This is a genomic window from Vagococcus intermedius, from assembly GCF_029144185.1.
GTDB lineage: Bacteria > Bacillota > Bacilli > Lactobacillales > Vagococcaceae > Vagococcus_D > Vagococcus_D intermedius.
In genome coordinates this window covers 1,014,995-1,032,321 of record NZ_CP110232.1, presented here as the reverse complement: position 1 = coordinate 1,032,321, position 17,327 = coordinate 1,014,995, and the positions used below count along the sequence as shown (strand labels likewise).

The window sequence follows — 17,327 nt, the reverse complement described above, 5'->3', positions numbered from 1 at the left end:
GTTGAATTTGAAAGGATGAATCTCAATGTTTAAAGGGGTATTATTTGATCTGGATGGCGTCATTACAGATACCGCAGAATACCATTATCAAGCATGGAAATTACTAGCAAAAGAATTAGGAATAACAATTGATCGTGATTTTAACGAAAGTCTAAAAGGGGTTAGCCGAGAAGATTCTTTAAAACTGATTTTAAACCATGGCGACCAAACAAATAAATATACATTAGAAGAATGTGCGAGATTGGCTGAAAAGAAAAATCATTATTATCTTAGTACTATTCAATCTATCGGTCCCAAAGATGTCTTTCCAGGTATCTTAGCATTACTTCAAGAACTAAAAGCACATCAAGTGAAGATTGGTCTAGCCTCTGCAAGTAAAAACGGACCATTCTTACTTGAAAAGATGGCCTTAACATCATTTTTTGATACAGTTGCTGATCCTGCAAAAGTTCCCTTTGGGAAACCTGCGCCTGATATTTTCATTGCAGCCGCTAAGGGTTTAAATATTCAACCTGAAGAATGTATTGGAATCGAAGACTCTAAAGCGGGTATACAAGCTATCATTAAGAGTCGTGCCTTACCTATCGGGGTTGGCACAACCAAAGAACTTGGTGCCAATATTCCTTTGGTTACAAAAACTGATCAATTAACATATGATTACTTACACAACACTTGGAATAGCCATCATGATTAGCAGTCACATAGAAGAAAATTTTTATCAAAACATCAGCAAAATCACTCTTCAAAATGGCACTATTACCGCTAGTTTTTTGAATTTTGGTGCCCGAATGTATGAGCTTTTCACGCCAGACAAAAACGGTGTAACTGAAAATATTTTGTTAAGCCTTGATGAGCCTAAAACAATCTTGAATGATACAGCATTTTTCGGTGCTACTGTAGGTCCTGTTGCTGGACGTTTGAAAGATGCTCAATGGAAGCATTGGAAGTTTAGTAAAAATAATGGTAATCATCATATACACGGAGGAAAAAACGGTTGGTCGCAACAGTATTGGGACTATCAATTATTTGAAACTTCAACTACTGTTGGGGTTCTCTTTCGTTTAACTGATTATTTATCAGGATATCCCGGTCCCATATTAGTAACTAATTGCTATGAATTGAGTCATAATTCTCTATCAATGACAACGGTGTGTCAATCAAAAGCATTGACACTTATCAATCCTACTAATCATAGTTATTTTAATTTATCTGGCAACGGAAAGCGAGATATTACGTCTCATCAATTAACAATCGCTGCTGATAATATTTTAGAACTGGATTCTGAAAAAATCCCTACTGGAAGACTCTTGAAAGTTTCGGGTACGCCTTTTGATTTTACTAAACCAAGATATTTAAACGAGGTATTCGAAGTACTTCCAATTGGTTTAGACGATGCTTTTATCTTACAGCCTCAAACAAAAAAACAGTTAATACTCTCTGAATCTCTTAGCGGTCGACAACTAACAGTAGCAAGTAATCGTCAAAGTATGGTATTATTTTCTACGACTGGGTTTGATGCAAACTTTATGGTAAACGGAAAGCCAATGCACTCCAACTATGGTCTAGCAATCGAACCACAAGAATTACCGGATGCGATACATCACCCAACTTGGGGATCAATCGAATTATCTCCAAACCAGACCAAAAGATTTAATACCACTTATTCATTCTCTGTTGAAAGATAAAAAGGAGTGTCACTATGACGGTTACTGTAAAAGATGTTGCAAAAGAAGCAGGTGTCGCCACATCGACTGTATCACGGGTGATTAATGATCATCCAAGCATTTCAGATAATACTAAGAAAAAAGTTAGAAAAGTAATGGAAGAAATGGGTTACGTGCCTAATATCGCTGCACGAAATTTAGGGAAAAGAACGGCTAATGCCATTGGCGTAATTCTGCCACCACTAGATTCTAAAGAAAGAATTGGTAATCCTTTCTATTTGGAAATGATCAATGCTATTAATGAAGAAGCACGAACTTTTCAAGTGACTATTTCAGTTGCGACAGCAAAAACTTTTGACTTACTTTTAGAAAACGTTCGCTTGATGCACCTCCAAAAACAGGTTGATGGGTTTATCTTACTTTATTCTGACAGTCAAGATCCCATAATTGATTATTTATATAAAAATAATATCCCCTTTACCTTAGTCGGACAACCTTATAAGAATGAAGAAGATATTGTTTATGTTGATAATGATAACCAATTATTAGGAAAAAATGCGACTGATTTTTTAATAGAAAATGGACATCAATCCATTCTATTTGTTACGAATACAACTCATGAAAATTTATATTTTGAACGCTACTTTGGTTATCAAAAAGCGTTAATGTTGGCTAATCTACCTTGCTATCCAGCTGTTTCTATGGAAACAACTGCTGATTTACTCAATTTCGAAAGTCTATTAAAAGAAACTAGCGCGACAGCTGTCGTTGTAATTGATGATATCTTTGCTCTTAGAGTAATGCAATTAGCAGAGCTGTCAGGTTATCGGGTACCTGATGATTTATCTATTATTAGTTTTAACAACTCTATCTTCGCTACCCTAACCCATCCTTATTTAACGAGCATTGATGTCGAAATTACCCAACTAGGGAAAAAAAGTTTACAAAAAGTAATGGAACAGCTACACCATACCAATGCAACAGGAGTTCGTATGGTCATCCCGCATAAATTAATTAAAAGAGAAACAGTTCTAAAATTAAATTGAAATTGAAATTAAATAAGACAAACATCCTCTTAGCCATCAAAAACTGGTAAGGGGGTGTTTGTCTTATTGCTACTATAGTAATAAATTAACTAATCGTAAATTTTATCAAATAAAGTGGCCACCTTATTTTTTAAGTTTTCTGCCTCTTGATAATACGCTTCTAGCGGTTTTTCTGACTCGCTTACTTGAGGGACACCTGCCTCAAGAGAGGCTAACATATCTGCCACATCTTTTTTGATTACTTCTAAGTCTTGTTCCTCTTCATTCATAATAAACAGTCCTCCTCTAATTTTCTTTTGTTATTATAACAAAAGAAAATTAGAGGTTAAATCATTTTTTATAAAAAGGTTATTTTTAACTATAAATAAACCAAATTGTTTATGATACAACTAATTCTAAAGCGTATTCTTCTTCACAAACGTCTTCGATTGTGACATTTTCTGAAATTAATTCAGCTTCCAAGCGATCACGCAAACTAGTAGCAGTGTCCTCAATACTCGCAATAACACTACGGTAAAAAGTGCAGCCTGATTCTTTGAACTTAACTCTATATATCATATAATCATTGAAATGTTTATCAACGTTCATTATTATCCTCCTATTATAATAGTCATTCGTTAACTATTCCTTTTATGATATAATTGTATCTCTCACTAAAACTTGGTGATTATCTTTTTATACACAAAAAGTTTCATATACAGATATTATAATCTGAACAATTTTTATCACATGAAGAAAACAGGAGGCAAACTATTGTTAGATACACCGACACAATTAGATTATTTTAACGAATTAGACTTTAAAAAAATAACCGTTTATCATCACATAATAACACAAGAAAAAATTACGATTCATGATCTCTGTCAATTAACAGGCTACAATCGTTCCACTACCACTCGCCTAATCAATAAAATAAATGAAGATTTAACAGAATTAGCATTAGACTATTTTTGTATTATTAAAGATAAATCAATTTATTTCAGTCCTGATTTTAAGGATAATGATCAACATAATCCTGAGAAACGTTTATTATTATTTTACCTTAATAATTCAATAGCCTATCAGTTAACATCTACATTGGCTAGAGAAAAGAAAGTGCACATCTTTAAATTGTGTTCAGACCTATCGATCTCCCATAGTTACTGCTTAAAAGAGCTACAGAAAGTTAAAATTATTTTAAAACAACTTGGATTGACTCTCACCAAAACAGATAATTATTATACAATTATTGGTGATGTTACGTGTAAAATAATGATTAATTATTTTTTCAAGACTATTACATACGATCACACGGAAGAATTATTTCAGCAAAGCATCCTAAGACAAAAGCCTTTAAAGCTTAGAAAAAATTTCACATCCGTTTCAAACGACCTAAAAGGATTTCGGTTGATAAAATTAGAAGAGGCTTTTCTTGAAAATAAAGCTGAATTTGATACTTTTCGCCTAAGTGAACCTTCAATAAAAGATATAGCTACGTCTCTTTTCAGTTTTCAACCTTCCTTTATCAACGTTAGAAATGAACGTTTTACAGATGATCAATTGATTTTCATGGAGCTTGCCTTACGGTCCAATGTTTATGAAGTTATTAGTAAAGAAAATAGAATTATGTCAGGTTATTACCTAATGAAAAAACATAATCATCACCCCTATGTAATAAAAGCACGTTTTATTATCGATAGTTTTCTGGAATTCCATCATTCTCAGATTGATGATGATTTTTATGCAGAAAGTCTTTATTTTTTCATTTTGAAAATATTTTTTTCATTTGAAGTAACCTTAGATATCAAGACGAATTTTTTCAGAACAATCTTGTCTTATAAACAGGATACATTTAAAAATTCAGCCATAATGACGATGACGCGTCAATTTACTGAGAATTTATTCAAAGAAAATTCGTGGGAATTTAATAGTCCGAAAGAGCAATTTATGATTGAAAAATTATTGTCCACCATTGCTATTCATATTTTAAGCAAGCAAGTTAATATTTATATTGATACTATTAAAACACCTGATGTAGAAATGGTCTTAAAAAATGAATTAAATGAAGTATTATCTGAACGTTCATTTAATATCACTAATGATTATGAATTAGCAAATCTTGTCATTATAGATTATCCCATTTCTGATATTTCTGACAAGAAAACTATTTTTTTTAATAATCACTTATCTATTGCTTCACGTAAGAAACTTGTCATGGAGATCATGACTTATTATTATGATCTATTAAGTATGGTTGATTATTAGAAAACATCCCCATCTTTAACAGATAGGGGTGTTTTGTTTTTTAAAATGTTCTTTAAATAGACTATCAATCATAATCTCATCATTCGTTCGGTAACATATGATACACTATTTGTAGAAAGCGCTTTATTTTTATGGAATCTATTGGAGGAGATTTAATGAAAAGAATGTCTCAATTATTATGTCTATCACTAATCTGTTTATTTTTAAGTGGGTGCCTTAATCAATCGAAAAAATCTTACCCTCACTTATTTGATGACTATACTGTAAAAAAAAATTTAGCTTTAGAAATTGATACGGATGAACGCTTGTTAAGCAAAGACACAGATTTTAACGAATTAGCCTACCATTCTCAAGATAAGGCTGCAATTATTACCCAATACAACACCTATCCCCAAAATTTTCAAGACGACACCTGGCAAGGCTTGCATATCGAAATAGATACAGCTACTTTGCTACAATTAAAAGACTATAAATCACGTGATAATACTTCCTATGAAGCTGTTTTACTTGTTCATTTTAAGTTTAATAGTCCTGAGCGTGATGTTGCTATCTATCCTAATAACAGTCTTTTAATCATCGGAGAGAAACAAGAGGTTGAAGCTACCCTTGATATGGGCTACTGGGATGGCGAAATTTTAAAAGGAGTATCGAAATCAGGATACACACCTTTTTTTATAAAAACGTTAAACATAGAGCAATTAAAAAACGCAAAATTATTAGTTAAGGCTAATTATCTAACTTCAGAATTTTTAGATCATGAGTCTCAACATACTTATAATATACCTATAAAATTTGACTAATAGTCCTTATATACTAGATTAGACTAGTAAAAAACTAACTCCTATTTAGAGAGAACTACTCTATATAAATAAGGGGTTAGTTTTTTTATTAAAGCGCTTTATGAGTTAACAGTTGCATTTATCAACCTTTTATTAAATGTATATATAATTTTCATTAAACTTTCATGAAAACATATTATTTTTTTCAAGCAAACCCTCCTTATTCTTTTCTGGTATGCTACTATTACGTCGTGAACAAAAACACAAAGAAAGAGGCGTTGTATTTATGGATATCATTATTTTATTTTTGATGACTAGTTTGTTTTACATGTTAATTGTCAAAAAAGATACATCTTGGAAGGTAATTATGTTGTGGTTTGTCCTTATTATTTTATCACTAATTTTATTCAAGCTTCACGCAACAAGTACATTACCAATTAGCTTATAGGAGGAATTATAATGAATATTGGAAAATTTATTAAAGAAAACATTAAATTCTTAGGTTTCTGGCTAGCTGTTGCTTTTATCGGCGCATATATCTTGGTAATCAGTGGAAGTATGGGAGCACAATTCATTTTAGGTGAATTGCCATGTCCATTGTGTGTTATCCAAAGATATAGCATGATGTTAGCTGTTGTCGGACCTATTTATATTATTGTATCAACATTAAAAGGTGAAATTAACATCCAAAAATTTGCCATTGGATACGGTATGTCAATCATTGCTGCCTGTGTCGGTATGATTTCATCTGTTAGACAAATTTTATTACATATCTCACCTGAAGATCCTGGTTTTGGTGGAGCTTTCTTAGGTATCCATTTCTATACCTGGTCTTTAGTAACATTCTTTATCGTTATTGTCTTTTGTGCAGCTAACTTAATCTTTGCTGATAAATTAGTTCCACCAGCTGACGAGATTACACCTTTCGTAGGGGTAGCTAAACTGGTTGTTTGGGTATTCTTCGTAATTGTAATCATTGCCTTTATTGCGATGATTTTCCAACAAGGATTTAACTTCTTGTTACCTGATGATCCAACTGAATACCAACTATTCGATTTATTCAAATAAAAAAGAAGACCCTAGAGGTCTTCTTTTTTATTATTTGATGATTGTATTCATCACCACAATAGAAGTTAATTTATTATTAATCGTTGAATCTAGTCCTGTTAACCTCGCATTGAAATTTTCCTGAGTTTTTCTAATATCGTCAAATCTTTCAAGTTGGTTTTCGCTCAACATTTTTTGAAACATCCCAACATGCTTTTTATACGCATCGCTTCTGCTCATAATTAAAAAACGAGTATCTTCTGTTAATCTAAGTTTATGAGTCTCCTCAAAAGGAAGGTTAGATGTACTAAATAAATAACCTTGACCATTGCGAAAGCCTGAAAACACTAAAAATATCTCTGCATCATCTTTTTGATAAACGACCTCTTTAATAATACTTTCTAACTCTTTAAATGCGCAACTATTTGTTGTAGGTTTTTCCAAGACATTTTCAATTCTTTTAAATGTGTCTATAAAAGAGTCTCTTGACATCCTACCATTTAAAGAAACTACATACTCTTTATACTCACGAGGTTTTCCATATAATAATCGATCCTCTTTGTCAAAAAGTGTTGTGCCATCTGAAACCATGCTAACTCCTAATTTATTTCCAACTACTGTTATCAAGGACACCTCATCACGACCCTTCCATTTGATTGTTGATGCAATTAATTTAAGAAATCTGTAGTAAGCTTCAACATAGTTGCCAGACTATATTTAGCTAATTTCTCATCCATTAAATTGCTTTTTTTTTCATATTGCAAACTAGCTGCTCCTATTAAAGACATAACACTAGGTGCTAGTTCCCTATATCTCGTAAAAGAATTAGCAGTATTGAGTGATTGATCTGGAGCTAAACTATCCTCAGATAGATTTAATAAACTTTTCTTAAAATTATTGGTCAATTTAAGATTATTGATCACCGGGTTTAAACCAGTCTCTATATCTGGTCCATATTTAATTTGACAACCATATTTATCAGCTTGCTTAGTAATTATCTCTTTGGTCTGTTGCAAACTAGTTATCCCTTCCTCTGCATTAAGGAAGGACAATCGCCCTTTAATTCTAATTAATCTAGGGATAGTTCCCGGCACTACAGGCGTATTGATTTGTGTAATATCTAAATGAGTAACTTCGTTATTACATGTTGACAATAGCTCTGATATAATCATTGATCCAGCTAAAAGTGCATTAGCACGCTCCTGTCCCCTATTTTCAATGTCGACAGACAATCTTCTTTTCCCTCTCATAACAGGTCCTGGAGTCAAACTACACGTTCCTGATTCTAACTTTTCGGTCAAATGCCAGCCGTAAATAGCATCAATTGGCCATTTTGATAGACTTTGAACCATTTTAAAAATACCGGTCCCATTTTTTTCACTATCTTCAAAAATAAAGATGACCTTACCGGTCCAATCAGATTGCCAACTTTTCAAAATATGGGCTGTTGCTAACATAGTCGCTATATTTTTCATTTGATTTTCAAAATGTAAAGTACTGTCGTTATCTATATAAGATACTTTTGTATCATTAAGTAAGTGACGATCAAGTCCGCTTCTCAAAGCAATGGTCTTACCTGGCTTTCCACTGTCTAATACAGCAAAAAAACCAGTATTTGAACTTGGATAAATCGGTAAATTTAAGGTAGCTAATTCTTTTTTTATAAAATCACTAGTGACCTTTTGCGATAGCCCTTGTTGCTCATTTTCCAAAAAAAAAGCTGTTTGATATAAATAATTTTGAAAAGCGATAACCGTTTTGGTTATCAATTGATTGGTTATCATCTTAATTTCCTCACTTCTTACCGAGATAACTTATTTAAAAGACATCCAATACGCATAGATAGATACTTAATAAAATGCCTAGTCTCTCTTTATGCTACTATTGTTGCTTTTTAAAAGCCATAATGGTCATTATTTTCTTAAATAGAATACCTAATGTCGTAAGTTTAAGCTAAATACTTATCTCTTGTCAAATAAAAAAGAGACTACCTGAGTAGTCTCTTTTTTTGAAATGCTTTTTAATACCAGTTATTTGACATCCAGAATTGTTGTGCATTTGACCATGAACCATAACGTTCTGATACATATTCATCAGCTGCACGTTCTTGTCCTTCAGGTGATGTTCCATATTTTAATAAATTTTGTCCTAATTGGTATTTACCATAGTAGTAACCATTTTGAGCGGTATAGCTATTTGTTGATTCTCTCATAGCAATCCATGCTTTTGCATCGGCATCACTACCACTTACATTTGAAACTGGTGCTTCTTCTTTAACCGGTTGTTCTTCTACAACAGGTGCTACATAAGCTTCCTCTTGAACTGGTTGTTCTTCTACAACAGGTGCTACATAAGCTTCTTCTTTAACCGGTTGTTCTTCTACAACAGGTGCTACATAAGCTTCTTCTTTAACCGGTTGTTCTTCTACAACAGGTGCTACATAAGCTTCCTCTTGAACTGGTTGTTCTTCTACAACAGGTGCTACATAAGCTTCCTCTTGAACTGGTTGTTCTTCTACAACAGGTGCTACATAAGTTTCTTCTTGAACTGGTTGTTGTTCTACAGCAACTGTATATACATCTTTTTCTGTAGGACCTGCTTCTACTACCGCTTCCATTTGAGCTTCAGGTACTGTTACTGCTTCTTCTGGGTTTGCTACTTCAGGTTTTGTCGCGATATCTTCTTGAGTTGCTGGCTTAATTGTTCCATCAACTGATAAATTTAATTTTTGACCTACAAAAATTAAATCAATATTTTTAATGTTATTCACTGTTGCTAATTGGTCAACTAAACTAAAGTCACCATTTAAACGATATGAAATTTTTGATAAAGAATCATCTTGTTTTACTGTATAAATGCTATCCGCACTAGCTTCACTTGCAAATAATCCACCTGCAACTACTCCACCTAATACTGCTGTTGATACTAATAATTTTTTTACTGACATGTTTTAAATTCCTCCAATGATTTGAGAAAGTATTCTCTCTCGTTTCGACCTACTTAATGTAACATAGAAATATTACAAAAGTATTACAGTAAGATATCCATCTCTTCACAGAAATTATGTAGTGAAATATAACATTTCACTAACTTGAAGAACTAAAATTGAAATTTTATTCAATTTCAGTTTTTTATACACTTTTATAAAAAAAACGAAAAACCTATAGAAACAACGTTAAAACGTTAACATCATTTAGGATTTCAATTGTATAAATTCTCTTTTTTTCTTAACTTCTACACCATTAAATTTTATACTTATGTTACAAAGGTTCAAATACTTAATAAATAAATGAACTTCTCTTTTATTTTTAACCCAAAAAAGCTAATTCAGTTGTTTAAGTCAACCAAATTAGCTTTTTTAAAGTTGTTTTATTAGTAAATGCCATGTCTACTAGATAATACTGTTATTTTATCTTATTTTTTATAGATAGTCGTCACTAATGTATACAACTCTAAGAACTCTTGCTCTTTAGGGAATGTTTCCAACTGGTTATTATTAACTTCTTTCATTGCTTCTTTTTTTAAAAAATCTAAAATCTCAGTTTTAGAAGTATTTTCTTCCATTTCAATAAAATTAATCGCCTTAGTTATCATTTCTTGATTACCAATTAAGGTTTTTTTTCTGCTAAAAAAACTTTTTATTCCCATAAGACAAATTACTTCCTCTCACATTTTTACCCATATCTAAATAAATTCTATACTATAGTAGGTTTTATTATATATCATGATTGGTTATTTTACCCTTTCTAATTACTTTAAGTTCGTAAGACAATTACTTATTGTATTACTAAATATCGTATTAACTATCCCCTTCTCTATGAAAGATTGCAACTAAAGAGTCTACTATATAGTTCCAATCTTCTTCTGAAATAGTTCGAACATCTAGCAAAATTGACTCTTCCTTAATCCTCGTTATAATAGGAATATCTTGCATCCTCATAGCATGTTCTAAGTGATTCACACTCATATCACTTGGTATTAATTGTAAGGCGATTGACTTTAGAGAATCACCTGGATAGGCACCGCCACCTACTTGAGATCTAACTGGGAATAAGTTTATTTCAATCGGCAGTTTTTTTTTCTCTAACTGTGCTTGCCAATTTTCAGCTGTTATTTCAAGAGTTCTTAAAGAGGTTGTTAGCATTTTTAAGGTTGGGATTGCATTTAACGCTACAGCCTCGTCTTGGTACAATTTAAACGTTGCTTCCAAAGCTCCCAGAACCATTTTATCGACTCTCAAACAACGAGTTAATTGATTTTTTTTTATTTGATTAATATAGTGTTTCTTCCCTATGATAATCCCCGCTTGAGGGCCACCTAAAATCTTATCACCACTAAAAGTCACGATGTCTGCTCCTGCTCTAATTGTCTCATTAACTGTCGCTTCGTGGCTAAGACCATATGGACTCAGATCGATAAATAAACCACTACCCAAATCTTCAACATAAGGAATCCCTTTGGATGCTGCTAAATTTGCTAACTTTTTACTCTCTACCATCTGACTGAACCCTATAATTTTATAATTACTTGTATGAACTTTTAAAATAGCGCCTGTATTTTCAGTTGCGATTTCTTCAAAATCATAATAATGTGTTTTGTTGGTTGTCCCAACTTCCTTAAGAATACACCCGCTTGCTTGTATAACATTAGGTATTCTAAAAGATCCCCCAATCTCAACTAGCTCACCTCTTGAGACAATGACTTCTTTATTTTTAGCCAGTGTATCTAACACTAATAACACTGCTGCGGCATTATTATTAACAACTAAAGCGTCCTCTGCACCTGTCAGTTCTTTAATAATTGTTAGCAAATGATCATAACGCGAACCTCTCTGTCCTTTGTCGATATCATATTCTAGATTGGTATAACCAGATGTAACTTGAACTATATTCTCTTGAACCTTTCGGGGTAGAATCGCTCGACCTAAATTTGTATGTAAGACAATCCCTGTTGCGTTAATCACTCTTTTCAAATTAACCGTCTGTTTTTCTTTAACTTTACGAGATATTTCAATCATTAAATTATGAATATTTTCTTCTTTAGTAGTAGCAAGTACTTTTGTGTTACCTAATAAAAATAGCTGTCTTTTTAAATTGATACTTTCACGAATTACTTCTATTAATAATAGTTGACCAATAACAGTTTGATAGTAAGCCATTTGGGGTTGTTTTAGTAACTCACTTACAGAAGGTAACAATGCCAGATTACTTTTAGTCACTTCTTCACCTTTTTCCTTACCTGATTTTTTTCGCAATAGCGTCTACCGCTTCAATAGCATAGTCAATTTCTTCAACCGTTGTAAAACTTGAAAAAGAAAATCTAACCATTCCTTGTTCTATCGTTTTAAAAGTTTGATGAACAAGGGGAGCACAATGACTTCCCGCCCTTACAGCAATCCTATATTCATCCCACAACAGCATCGCAATGTCACTTGCATTAACCTGACCAATATTTAACGCTAAAGTTCCAATGCTTTGCGTATCTGAGCCGTATAATGAAATGCTATCCATCGACTTAAAAACTTCTCGCATCTTAGAAGTTAACTTGATTTGTTGGTTCCACAACTTTTCAGGTGTTTCATCAAGAACATAATCAATTCCAGCTGATAAGCCTATTAAACTATGACTATTCAAGGTGCCTGCTTCCAAACGATCTGGTAATTCTTGAGGATGTTTTTTAGAAAATGACAGATTACCACTCCCGCCTGATACTATTCCTTTTATTTGACTATCTGATTTCACAATAAGTCCTCCTGTTCCCTGAGGACCATACAAACTTTTATGACCCGTAAAACAAAATGCGTCAACTTTTAACCTATCAAAGTTAAAGGGAACTAATCCAGCTCCTTGTGAGCCATCAACAATAAATAACAAATTATATTTTTGACATAGTTTAGAAATAAATTCAAGATTAACAATATCGCCTAAAACATTTGAGACTTGTGTGCAAACAATTGCTCGTGTGTCTTCTTGTATTAACTTTTCGAACTCTTCATAACATAAACACTGCCTGTCTTTGTCATAATTTACAAATGACAGGTTCACATTTCTTTGACTTAGTTCATAAAGAGGTCTTAAGACCGAATTATGCTCTAAAACAGTTGTAATAACATGACAGTCCGAGGGTATCAATCCTTTAATAGCAATGTTTAAAGCCATTGTTGCATTCTGGGTAAAAGCCACAGCAAGTTCATCGCTTGCACCAAATAAAGAAGCTATCTTCAACCGCGCTTCATAGACAGCGCTAAAAGCATCAATCGAATAACTATGTGCACCTCTGGCTGGATTTCCTACCTTCTCTGATGTAACAGCTTCAAAAATAGCTTCTCCAACTTGTTTAGGTTTTTTTATGGTAGTTGCCGCGTTGTCAAAATAATACATCTGTAAATAACACCTCCTTGTTTAATTAAACTCATTTAAGACGGTTAATTGCTCACTATCAGTTCCTTTTTCAGACTTTTTTATTTCAAACACTTCGTAACCTTGTCCAATTTCTTCGTTTAATAAAGTCAGAACCTTTTTTTTCAAATTAATGTCAACTTTATAACTCAAGCCACATCCCGCTCTTAAATTACCAGGTGTCGGGATTAATCGGCCAGAAATATTCACTTGTTTCATTAATTTTTCCGTTTTAATAGCATAGTGAGTCGAATCAAAAACAATCACTAAATAAGTAAGCATCACGTCACCTCCTAAGATGGTTTAACCACTGGGTACAAACGCATATTTTCAATAATAGCGTACATATTTGTTATCGTCCCTACTTCAATATCATCTGTTACACCATAGTAATCAGCGCATAAGCCACATGACATAATATCGACTCCCGCTTGTTCTAATAAATGTAAATCAGCTACTGTTTCCGAGTCTTTTAACCCTAAATAAATTCCTTTATTGTATAATAAAACTTTTTCAGGTAAGACATCTTGTTCTGTTAAGGCGTATAAAAAACTTTTAATCAAAAGTTTGCTAAGCTCTGTCTCACCTGCCCCCATCATTTCAGAGGAACAAACGACGATATAAGGTTGCTCCTTTTTATAATTATATTTAGATTCTTCTATAGTAATATCAGTAATATCCGAATCCGTCACTAATGAATTCTCTTCTTTAAGTAAAAAAACATGATACAAATTGTCATTTTCCTTCACAACTGATACATTTCCCCCCAGTTGTTCTGCCATTTTCACTAGATTTTGTGTCGCAATAAGATTATCAACTAAGACTTCAACTTTATTCGCTTTTTTCAAAGCTCTCTTGGTTTTGATAACCGGTAGAGGACAAGCGTCTCCCAAACAATTAATTTTTTCCAACTTATAGACTTCCTTTCTATTGTTTAATTATAAATAGTAATACCTACCTTATTTTTTTCTATAACTTTTCCTATCAATGAAGCTGAGACCCCTGCATCTAACAAAGCTAATAAAAGTTCGTCAGTCTCTTTCTCTGTTACGCTTAACAACAGACCTCCCGAAGTTTGGGGATCATATATCAACTCCTCGACAGCAAATTCCTGAGTTATATTTTCAACTTGATTAGAAAATTGATTTCTATTTCGTTGTCCACCTGCTGTGACTAAACATTCTTTAGCACATTCATATGCCTCCATGATATACGGTATTTTGTCAAAATAAATATTGGCACTATAAGCACCTGCCAACATCTCTAATAAATGACCTGCCAAACCAAAACCGGTCACATCTGTGCAACTATTGACGTCATAGTCTACTATTACCTCTGCTGCGTACTTATTTAAAGTTTGCATCGCTTCAGTCGCTTCTAAAAAAGCTTTTTCTGAGGCTTCTCCTACACTATAAGCTGTTGTGATAATCCCACTCCCGATTGGCTTAGTTAGTATTAAGTTATCATTTAATTGGCAATTATTATTTTTTAAAATTTTATCAGGATGAATTAATCCAGTCACAGAAAGGCCATATTTAGGCGTACTATCATGGATAGAGTGTCCTCCAACTAACACACCACCTGCTTCTTTAACTTTTTCAGCCCCACCTTTTAATATTTCTCCTAACATTTCTAGATCATAATTTTCCGGAAAACAAACAATATTCATCGCAGATAACACTTCTCCGCCCATTGCATAAACATCACTTAGAGCATTCGTGGCTGCAATTTTCCCATAAAGATATGGATCACTGACCATCGTGGGAAAAAAATCTAATGTTTGAATAATTGCTAAATCATCTGTCATTTTCAAAACCGCAGCATCATCTGATGTATCAAAACCTACTAACAGTCTTTCTGAAGTTGTCTGAGGTATCTTAGTTAAGATTTTATTCAAATCTCCAGGCCCAATTTTGGCATTGCACCCACCACAAATCATCAGTTTTTCTTTCATTATTCAATCTCCTCTTAGTTTAAGACTTAATTTTCCTAATTTACACGTAGAACTTACAACTCGATGATAACGCTTACAAACAATCTTTGCAATGCTTCTCACAATCTTTTTATCTACCTTCCAAAAAAGAAAGCGTTGTCATTCTGTTGGTAGTTATGGTATACTTATCTTGTTAAATGGGATTGGATGGGTTCTGGTGTTCCCTCTGGTCTTCAAAACCAGCATGAGGAGTTAAGAGCTTCTTAGGTGGGTTCGATTCCCACACTTTCCCGCCAATTTTATTTAAATAATCAAAATAGATAGTATATAATAAAAAAAGTCTCACCTCTTTTAAAGGTGAGACTTTTTTATTATTCATAGGACGCTAATAGCATAATCTTTTATTTTAAACTACTACTTTTAAATTTACTTCGTGGGAAATAATCATTGACACCTAACTACTACAAGGTTAAAATTAACCGCGTGGTCAGTTTTTGTTTAAAAGGAGGCATTATCTTGACAAAAGGAGATAAAACTAAAAAAATTATTCTTGAAGATTGCTTAAGCTTATTAAAAACATGTGATATTTCTAACTTCACCTTGGATTTATTGGCTGATAAATCTATTTCAACCAAGAGTGGGATTTTATATCATTTTACTAACAAAAATAATTTACTCAACACCTTGGCTGATGCTATTGCTCAAAAATTTACTAAAAATTTTGAAGAAGTTGCTAGGACTTACCCCTTGAATGACACTTTCAAATATCACAAATCATTTATAGAGTGTTCTAAATCAGATTTATTGGGTGAAACTGAGTATAATTTAGCCATCATTATCAGTCAATATACACACCATGATATGTCTGACTCCTATGTTAGTTTATTAGAAAAGCTGGCGTATGACAAAGTTCCTTCCTCTCAATCCAATATCATTCGCATGACTATCGATGGTCTATATTATTCACGCTATTTAAATAATATGCCTTTAGATGATTTGGAAACCTTGGAAACACTTAATTATTTATACACTTTTTTGGAGGAAAATCAATAATGAAAATAGCTTTTTATTTGGGAGGGTCTATCTTGTTTGAAGTACTAGCAAGCTCTTCTCTAAAATTAACACGTGGCTTTACAAAATTACTACCTAGTGTGCTCGTTGTCGTGAGTTACGCCATCTCTTTTTTCTTTCTATCACTAGTCCTTCAATTATTCCCTCTTGGTGGTGCTTATGCCATTTGGGGTGGAATTGGAACTATTTTAACTTGCTTAATTGGAGTCTTACGATACCATGAACCTTTAAATTTTAAGAAGATAAGTGGGATTGGTCTGATCATTTTAGGTGTGATTGTTTTAAATTTATATGGAGGTGTCCATTAGGTGACTGGTTACTATTATTTAATTGGTTCGATTATTCTTGAAGTTTTTGCAACAACTATGCTGAAATTATCTGAAGGTTTTTCAAACTTACTCCCTTCTATTTTACTAACCATCGGTTATATCGGAGCATTTTATTTTTTATCTCTTTGTTTGAAAACATTACCCTTAAGTGTTGCTTATGCGATTTGGACAGGGGCGGGAACGATTTTGACAGCCTCCATCGGTGTCCTTCTTTGGAATGATCCATTCAACATGATGACTGCTTTTGGCTTTACTTTAATTATCTTAGGTATTATTTTTTTAAATAGTCCGACTGATACTAAAAAAAACACTTAATAAAAAGGGAAAAAGACTTAACATTACTGAGCGGTAATGTTAAGCCTTTTTTTGGATAAAAATCTGTTAGTGGTGTGTTATGTAATAATAATAACACATTAATATTATTTTTGTTTATCCTGTTTTTTTAAAAAAACAGCAATATGTAGAATTTTTTACAAAATAGTGACTTATTTAAATAAGATACTCTTTATTTCATTACATCAACGACTAACATTTTTTACTTTATTCAACTAATGATAGTAAATATTCTTCTTCCACTACACTTTTAACTGTAACATCTTCATTTTCTAACTCTAATTGAAGGTTATTCATCAATTGTTCCTCTGTCATCTCTAAATCACTTACAATTGTTCTATAAAAAATAACGCCTTCTTTTTCAAATGCTACTTTAAATCCCATATGATCATTAAAATGCGAGTTAATTACCATTGATATCCACTCCTAAGTCTTATGTTGATTTAACTTTTAATAAAGCAACGTTAAATCACTAATAGGTTA

The 17,327-nt window shown here is 32.7% G+C and carries 22 protein-coding genes and 1 tRNA gene; 11 read left to right on the top strand and 12 right to left on the bottom strand.

Annotated features, from left to right (window positions below):
• The first annotated feature begins 25 nt into the window (after window positions 1–25).
• Genes pgmB through OL234_RS04780 form a run of 3 tightly spaced genes read left to right on the top strand, consistent with a single transcriptional unit; the run spans window position 26 to window position 2,710 of the window.
• The gene (gene pgmB / locus OL234_RS04790) at window positions 26–694 is read left to right on the top strand and encodes a beta-phosphoglucomutase (protein WP_275470015.1); all 669 of its coding nucleotides are present in this window, start codon (window positions 26–28) and stop codon (window positions 692–694) included.
• A complete protein-coding gene (locus OL234_RS04785; RefSeq protein WP_275470112.1) occupies window positions 687–1,685 on the top strand; it encodes an aldose epimerase family protein in 999 nt (332 codons plus the stop codon). Before pgmB ends, OL234_RS04785 begins: the two co-directional genes overlap by 8 nt.
• A gap of 14 nt (window positions 1,686–1,699) precedes the next feature.
• Window positions 1,700–2,710: a LacI family DNA-binding transcriptional regulator gene (locus tag OL234_RS04780; protein WP_275470014.1), complete on the top strand. Its 1,011-nt coding sequence runs from the start codon at window positions 1,700–1,702 to the stop codon at window positions 2,708–2,710.
• An 89-nt stretch (window positions 2,711–2,799) separates the two neighbouring features.
• On the opposite strand, the gene OL234_RS04775 is transcribed toward OL234_RS04780, so the two are convergent.
• On the bottom strand, window positions 2,800–2,979 hold the full coding sequence (locus OL234_RS04775; protein ID WP_275470013.1) for a hypothetical protein: 180 nt from the start codon (window positions 2,977–2,979) through the stop codon (window positions 2,800–2,802).
• A 109-nt stretch (window positions 2,980–3,088) separates the two neighbouring features.
• Complete coding sequence (locus OL234_RS04770; RefSeq protein ID WP_275470012.1) at window positions 3,089–3,298, bottom strand: hypothetical protein; 210 nt, start codon at window positions 3,296–3,298, stop codon at window positions 3,089–3,091.
• Window positions 3,299–3,463: 165 nt separating this feature from the next.
• On the opposite strand from OL234_RS04770, the gene OL234_RS04765 reads away from it, so the two are divergent.
• From OL234_RS04765 to OL234_RS04750, 4 genes are all read left to right on the top strand, one after another.
• Window positions 3,464–4,954, top strand: coding sequence for a helix-turn-helix domain-containing protein (locus tag OL234_RS04765; protein ID WP_275470011.1), 1,491 nt, complete (start codon window positions 3,464–3,466; stop codon window positions 4,952–4,954).
• 131 nt (window positions 4,955–5,085) lie between these two features.
• Complete coding sequence (locus OL234_RS04760; RefSeq protein WP_275470010.1) at window positions 5,086–5,754, top strand: hypothetical protein; 669 nt, start codon at window positions 5,086–5,088, stop codon at window positions 5,752–5,754.
• Between the two features lie 265 nt (window positions 5,755–6,019).
• A complete protein-coding gene (locus tag OL234_RS04755) occupies window positions 6,020–6,181 on the top strand; it encodes a DUF5993 family protein (RefSeq protein WP_275470009.1) in 162 nt (53 codons plus the stop codon).
• Window positions 6,182–6,192: 11 nt separating this feature from the next.
• Window positions 6,193–6,801, top strand: coding sequence for a disulfide bond formation protein B (locus tag OL234_RS04750; protein ID WP_275470008.1), 609 nt, complete (start codon window positions 6,193–6,195; stop codon window positions 6,799–6,801).
• Between the two features lie 30 nt (window positions 6,802–6,831).
• On the opposite strand, the gene OL234_RS04745 is transcribed toward OL234_RS04750, so the two are convergent.
• The 9 genes from OL234_RS04745 to selD all read right to left on the bottom strand — a co-directional run bounded on the left by OL234_RS04745 (window position 6,832) and on the right by selD (window position 15,132).
• Complete coding sequence (locus OL234_RS04745; protein ID WP_275470007.1) at window positions 6,832–7,407, bottom strand: hypothetical protein; 576 nt, start codon at window positions 7,405–7,407, stop codon at window positions 6,832–6,834.
• A gap of 41 nt (window positions 7,408–7,448) precedes the next feature.
• Window positions 7,449–8,564 (bottom strand): M20/M25/M40 family metallo-hydrolase, encoded by a 1,116-nt coding sequence (locus OL234_RS04740; RefSeq protein ID WP_275470006.1) that lies wholly within the window; start codon window positions 8,562–8,564, stop codon window positions 7,449–7,451.
• Window positions 8,565–8,800: 236 nt separating this feature from the next.
• Window positions 8,801–9,727, bottom strand: a complete 927-nt coding sequence (apf, locus tag OL234_RS04735; RefSeq protein ID WP_275470005.1) for an aggregation-promoting factor — start codon at window positions 9,725–9,727, stop codon at window positions 8,801–8,803.
• Window positions 9,728–10,194: 467 nt separating this feature from the next.
• Complete coding sequence (locus OL234_RS04730; protein WP_275470004.1) at window positions 10,195–10,428, bottom strand: hypothetical protein; 234 nt, start codon at window positions 10,426–10,428, stop codon at window positions 10,195–10,197.
• Window positions 10,429–10,579: 151 nt separating this feature from the next.
• Entirely contained in the window at window positions 10,580–12,034 is a 1,455-nt protein-coding gene (gene selA, locus OL234_RS04725; RefSeq protein ID WP_275470003.1) for an L-seryl-tRNA(Sec) selenium transferase, read from the bottom strand.
• Window positions 12,015–13,160: an aminotransferase class V-fold PLP-dependent enzyme gene (locus OL234_RS04720; RefSeq protein ID WP_275470002.1), complete on the bottom strand. Its 1,146-nt coding sequence runs from the start codon at window positions 13,158–13,160 to the stop codon at window positions 12,015–12,017. The genes selA and OL234_RS04720 overlap by 20 nt, the downstream gene beginning before the upstream one ends.
• 21 nt (window positions 13,161–13,181) lie before the next feature.
• Window positions 13,182–13,460 carry a putative Se/S carrier protein gene (locus OL234_RS04715; RefSeq protein ID WP_275470001.1) on the bottom strand — a complete coding sequence of 93 codons (279 nt, stop codon included), beginning with the start codon at window positions 13,458–13,460 and terminating at the stop codon, window positions 13,182–13,184.
• Window positions 13,461–13,471: 11 nt separating this feature from the next.
• Entirely contained in the window at window positions 13,472–14,089 is a 618-nt protein-coding gene (gene yedF / locus OL234_RS04710) for a sulfurtransferase-like selenium metabolism protein YedF (RefSeq protein WP_275470000.1), read from the bottom strand.
• A gap of 23 nt (window positions 14,090–14,112) precedes the next feature.
• Entirely contained in the window at window positions 14,113–15,132 is a 1,020-nt protein-coding gene (gene selD / locus OL234_RS04705; protein ID WP_275469999.1) for a selenide, water dikinase SelD, read from the bottom strand.
• Between the two features lie 178 nt (window positions 15,133–15,310).
• On the opposite strand from selD, the gene OL234_RS04700 reads away from it, so the two are divergent.
• The 4 genes from OL234_RS04700 to OL234_RS04685 all read left to right on the top strand — a co-directional run bounded on the left by OL234_RS04700 (window position 15,311) and on the right by OL234_RS04685 (window position 16,826).
• Window positions 15,311–15,407, top strand: a tRNA-Sec gene (locus OL234_RS04700).
• A 220-nt stretch (window positions 15,408–15,627) separates the two neighbouring features.
• Window positions 15,628–16,164, top strand: a complete 537-nt coding sequence (locus tag OL234_RS04695) for a TetR/AcrR family transcriptional regulator (RefSeq protein ID WP_275469998.1) — start codon at window positions 15,628–15,630, stop codon at window positions 16,162–16,164.
• A complete protein-coding gene (locus tag OL234_RS04690; RefSeq protein WP_275469997.1) occupies window positions 16,164–16,490 on the top strand; it encodes a DMT family transporter in 327 nt (108 codons plus the stop codon). The genes OL234_RS04695 and OL234_RS04690 overlap by 1 nt, the downstream gene beginning before the upstream one ends.
• Window positions 16,491–16,826: a DMT family transporter gene (locus tag OL234_RS04685; protein WP_275469996.1), complete on the top strand. Its 336-nt coding sequence runs from the start codon at window positions 16,491–16,493 to the stop codon at window positions 16,824–16,826.
• Window positions 16,827–17,051: 225 nt separating this feature from the next.
• Here the strand turns inward: OL234_RS04685 and OL234_RS04680 are convergent, their stop codons facing one another.
• Window positions 17,052–17,258, bottom strand: a complete 207-nt coding sequence (locus tag OL234_RS04680; protein WP_275469995.1) for a hypothetical protein — start codon at window positions 17,256–17,258, stop codon at window positions 17,052–17,054.
• Between the last annotated feature and the right edge of the window lie 69 nt (window positions 17,259–17,327).

What these genes read in the sequence shown, in the direction of transcription:
- OL234_RS04740 (WP_275470006.1), bottom strand. Translation starts at nt 8,564, where the DNA reads ATGATAACCAATCAATTGATAACCAAAACGGTTATCGCTTTTCAAAAT.
- OL234_RS04680 (WP_275469995.1), bottom strand. Translation starts at nt 17,258, where the DNA reads ATGGTAATTAACTCGCATTTTAATGATCATATGGGATTTAAAGTAGCA.
- OL234_RS04770 (WP_275470012.1), bottom strand. Translation starts at nt 3,298, where the DNA reads ATGAACGTTGATAAACATTTCAATGATTATATGATATATAGAGTTAAG.
- selD (WP_275469999.1), bottom strand. Translation starts at nt 15,132, where the DNA reads ATGAAAGAAAAACTGATGATTTGTGGTGGGTGCAATGCCAAAATTGGG.
- OL234_RS04730 (WP_275470004.1), bottom strand. Translation starts at nt 10,428, where the DNA reads ATGGGAATAAAAAGTTTTTTTAGCAGAAAAAAAACCTTAATTGGTAAT.
- OL234_RS04785 (WP_275470112.1), top strand. Translation starts at nt 687, where the DNA reads ATGATTAGCAGTCACATAGAAGAAAATTTTTATCAAAACATCAGCAAA.
- apf (WP_275470005.1), bottom strand. Translation starts at nt 9,727, where the DNA reads ATGTCAGTAAAAAAATTATTAGTATCAACAGCAGTATTAGGTGGAGTA.
- OL234_RS04715 (WP_275470001.1), bottom strand. Translation starts at nt 13,460, where the DNA reads ATGCTTACTTATTTAGTGATTGTTTTTGATTCGACTCACTATGCTATT.
- OL234_RS04750 (WP_275470008.1), top strand. Translation starts at nt 6,193, where the DNA reads ATGAATATTGGAAAATTTATTAAAGAAAACATTAAATTCTTAGGTTTC.
- OL234_RS04775 (WP_275470013.1), bottom strand. Translation starts at nt 2,979, where the DNA reads ATGAATGAAGAGGAACAAGACTTAGAAGTAATCAAAAAAGATGTGGCA.
- OL234_RS04755 (WP_275470009.1), top strand. Translation starts at nt 6,020, where the DNA reads ATGGATATCATTATTTTATTTTTGATGACTAGTTTGTTTTACATGTTA.
- pgmB (WP_275470015.1), top strand. Translation starts at nt 26, where the DNA reads ATGTTTAAAGGGGTATTATTTGATCTGGATGGCGTCATTACAGATACC.
- OL234_RS04720 (WP_275470002.1), bottom strand. Translation starts at nt 13,160, where the DNA reads ATGTATTATTTTGACAACGCGGCAACTACCATAAAAAAACCTAAACAA.
- OL234_RS04760 (WP_275470010.1), top strand. Translation starts at nt 5,086, where the DNA reads ATGGAATCTATTGGAGGAGATTTAATGAAAAGAATGTCTCAATTATTA.
- OL234_RS04690 (WP_275469997.1), top strand. Translation starts at nt 16,164, where the DNA reads ATGAAAATAGCTTTTTATTTGGGAGGGTCTATCTTGTTTGAAGTACTA.
- OL234_RS04780 (WP_275470014.1), top strand. Translation starts at nt 1,700, where the DNA reads ATGACGGTTACTGTAAAAGATGTTGCAAAAGAAGCAGGTGTCGCCACA.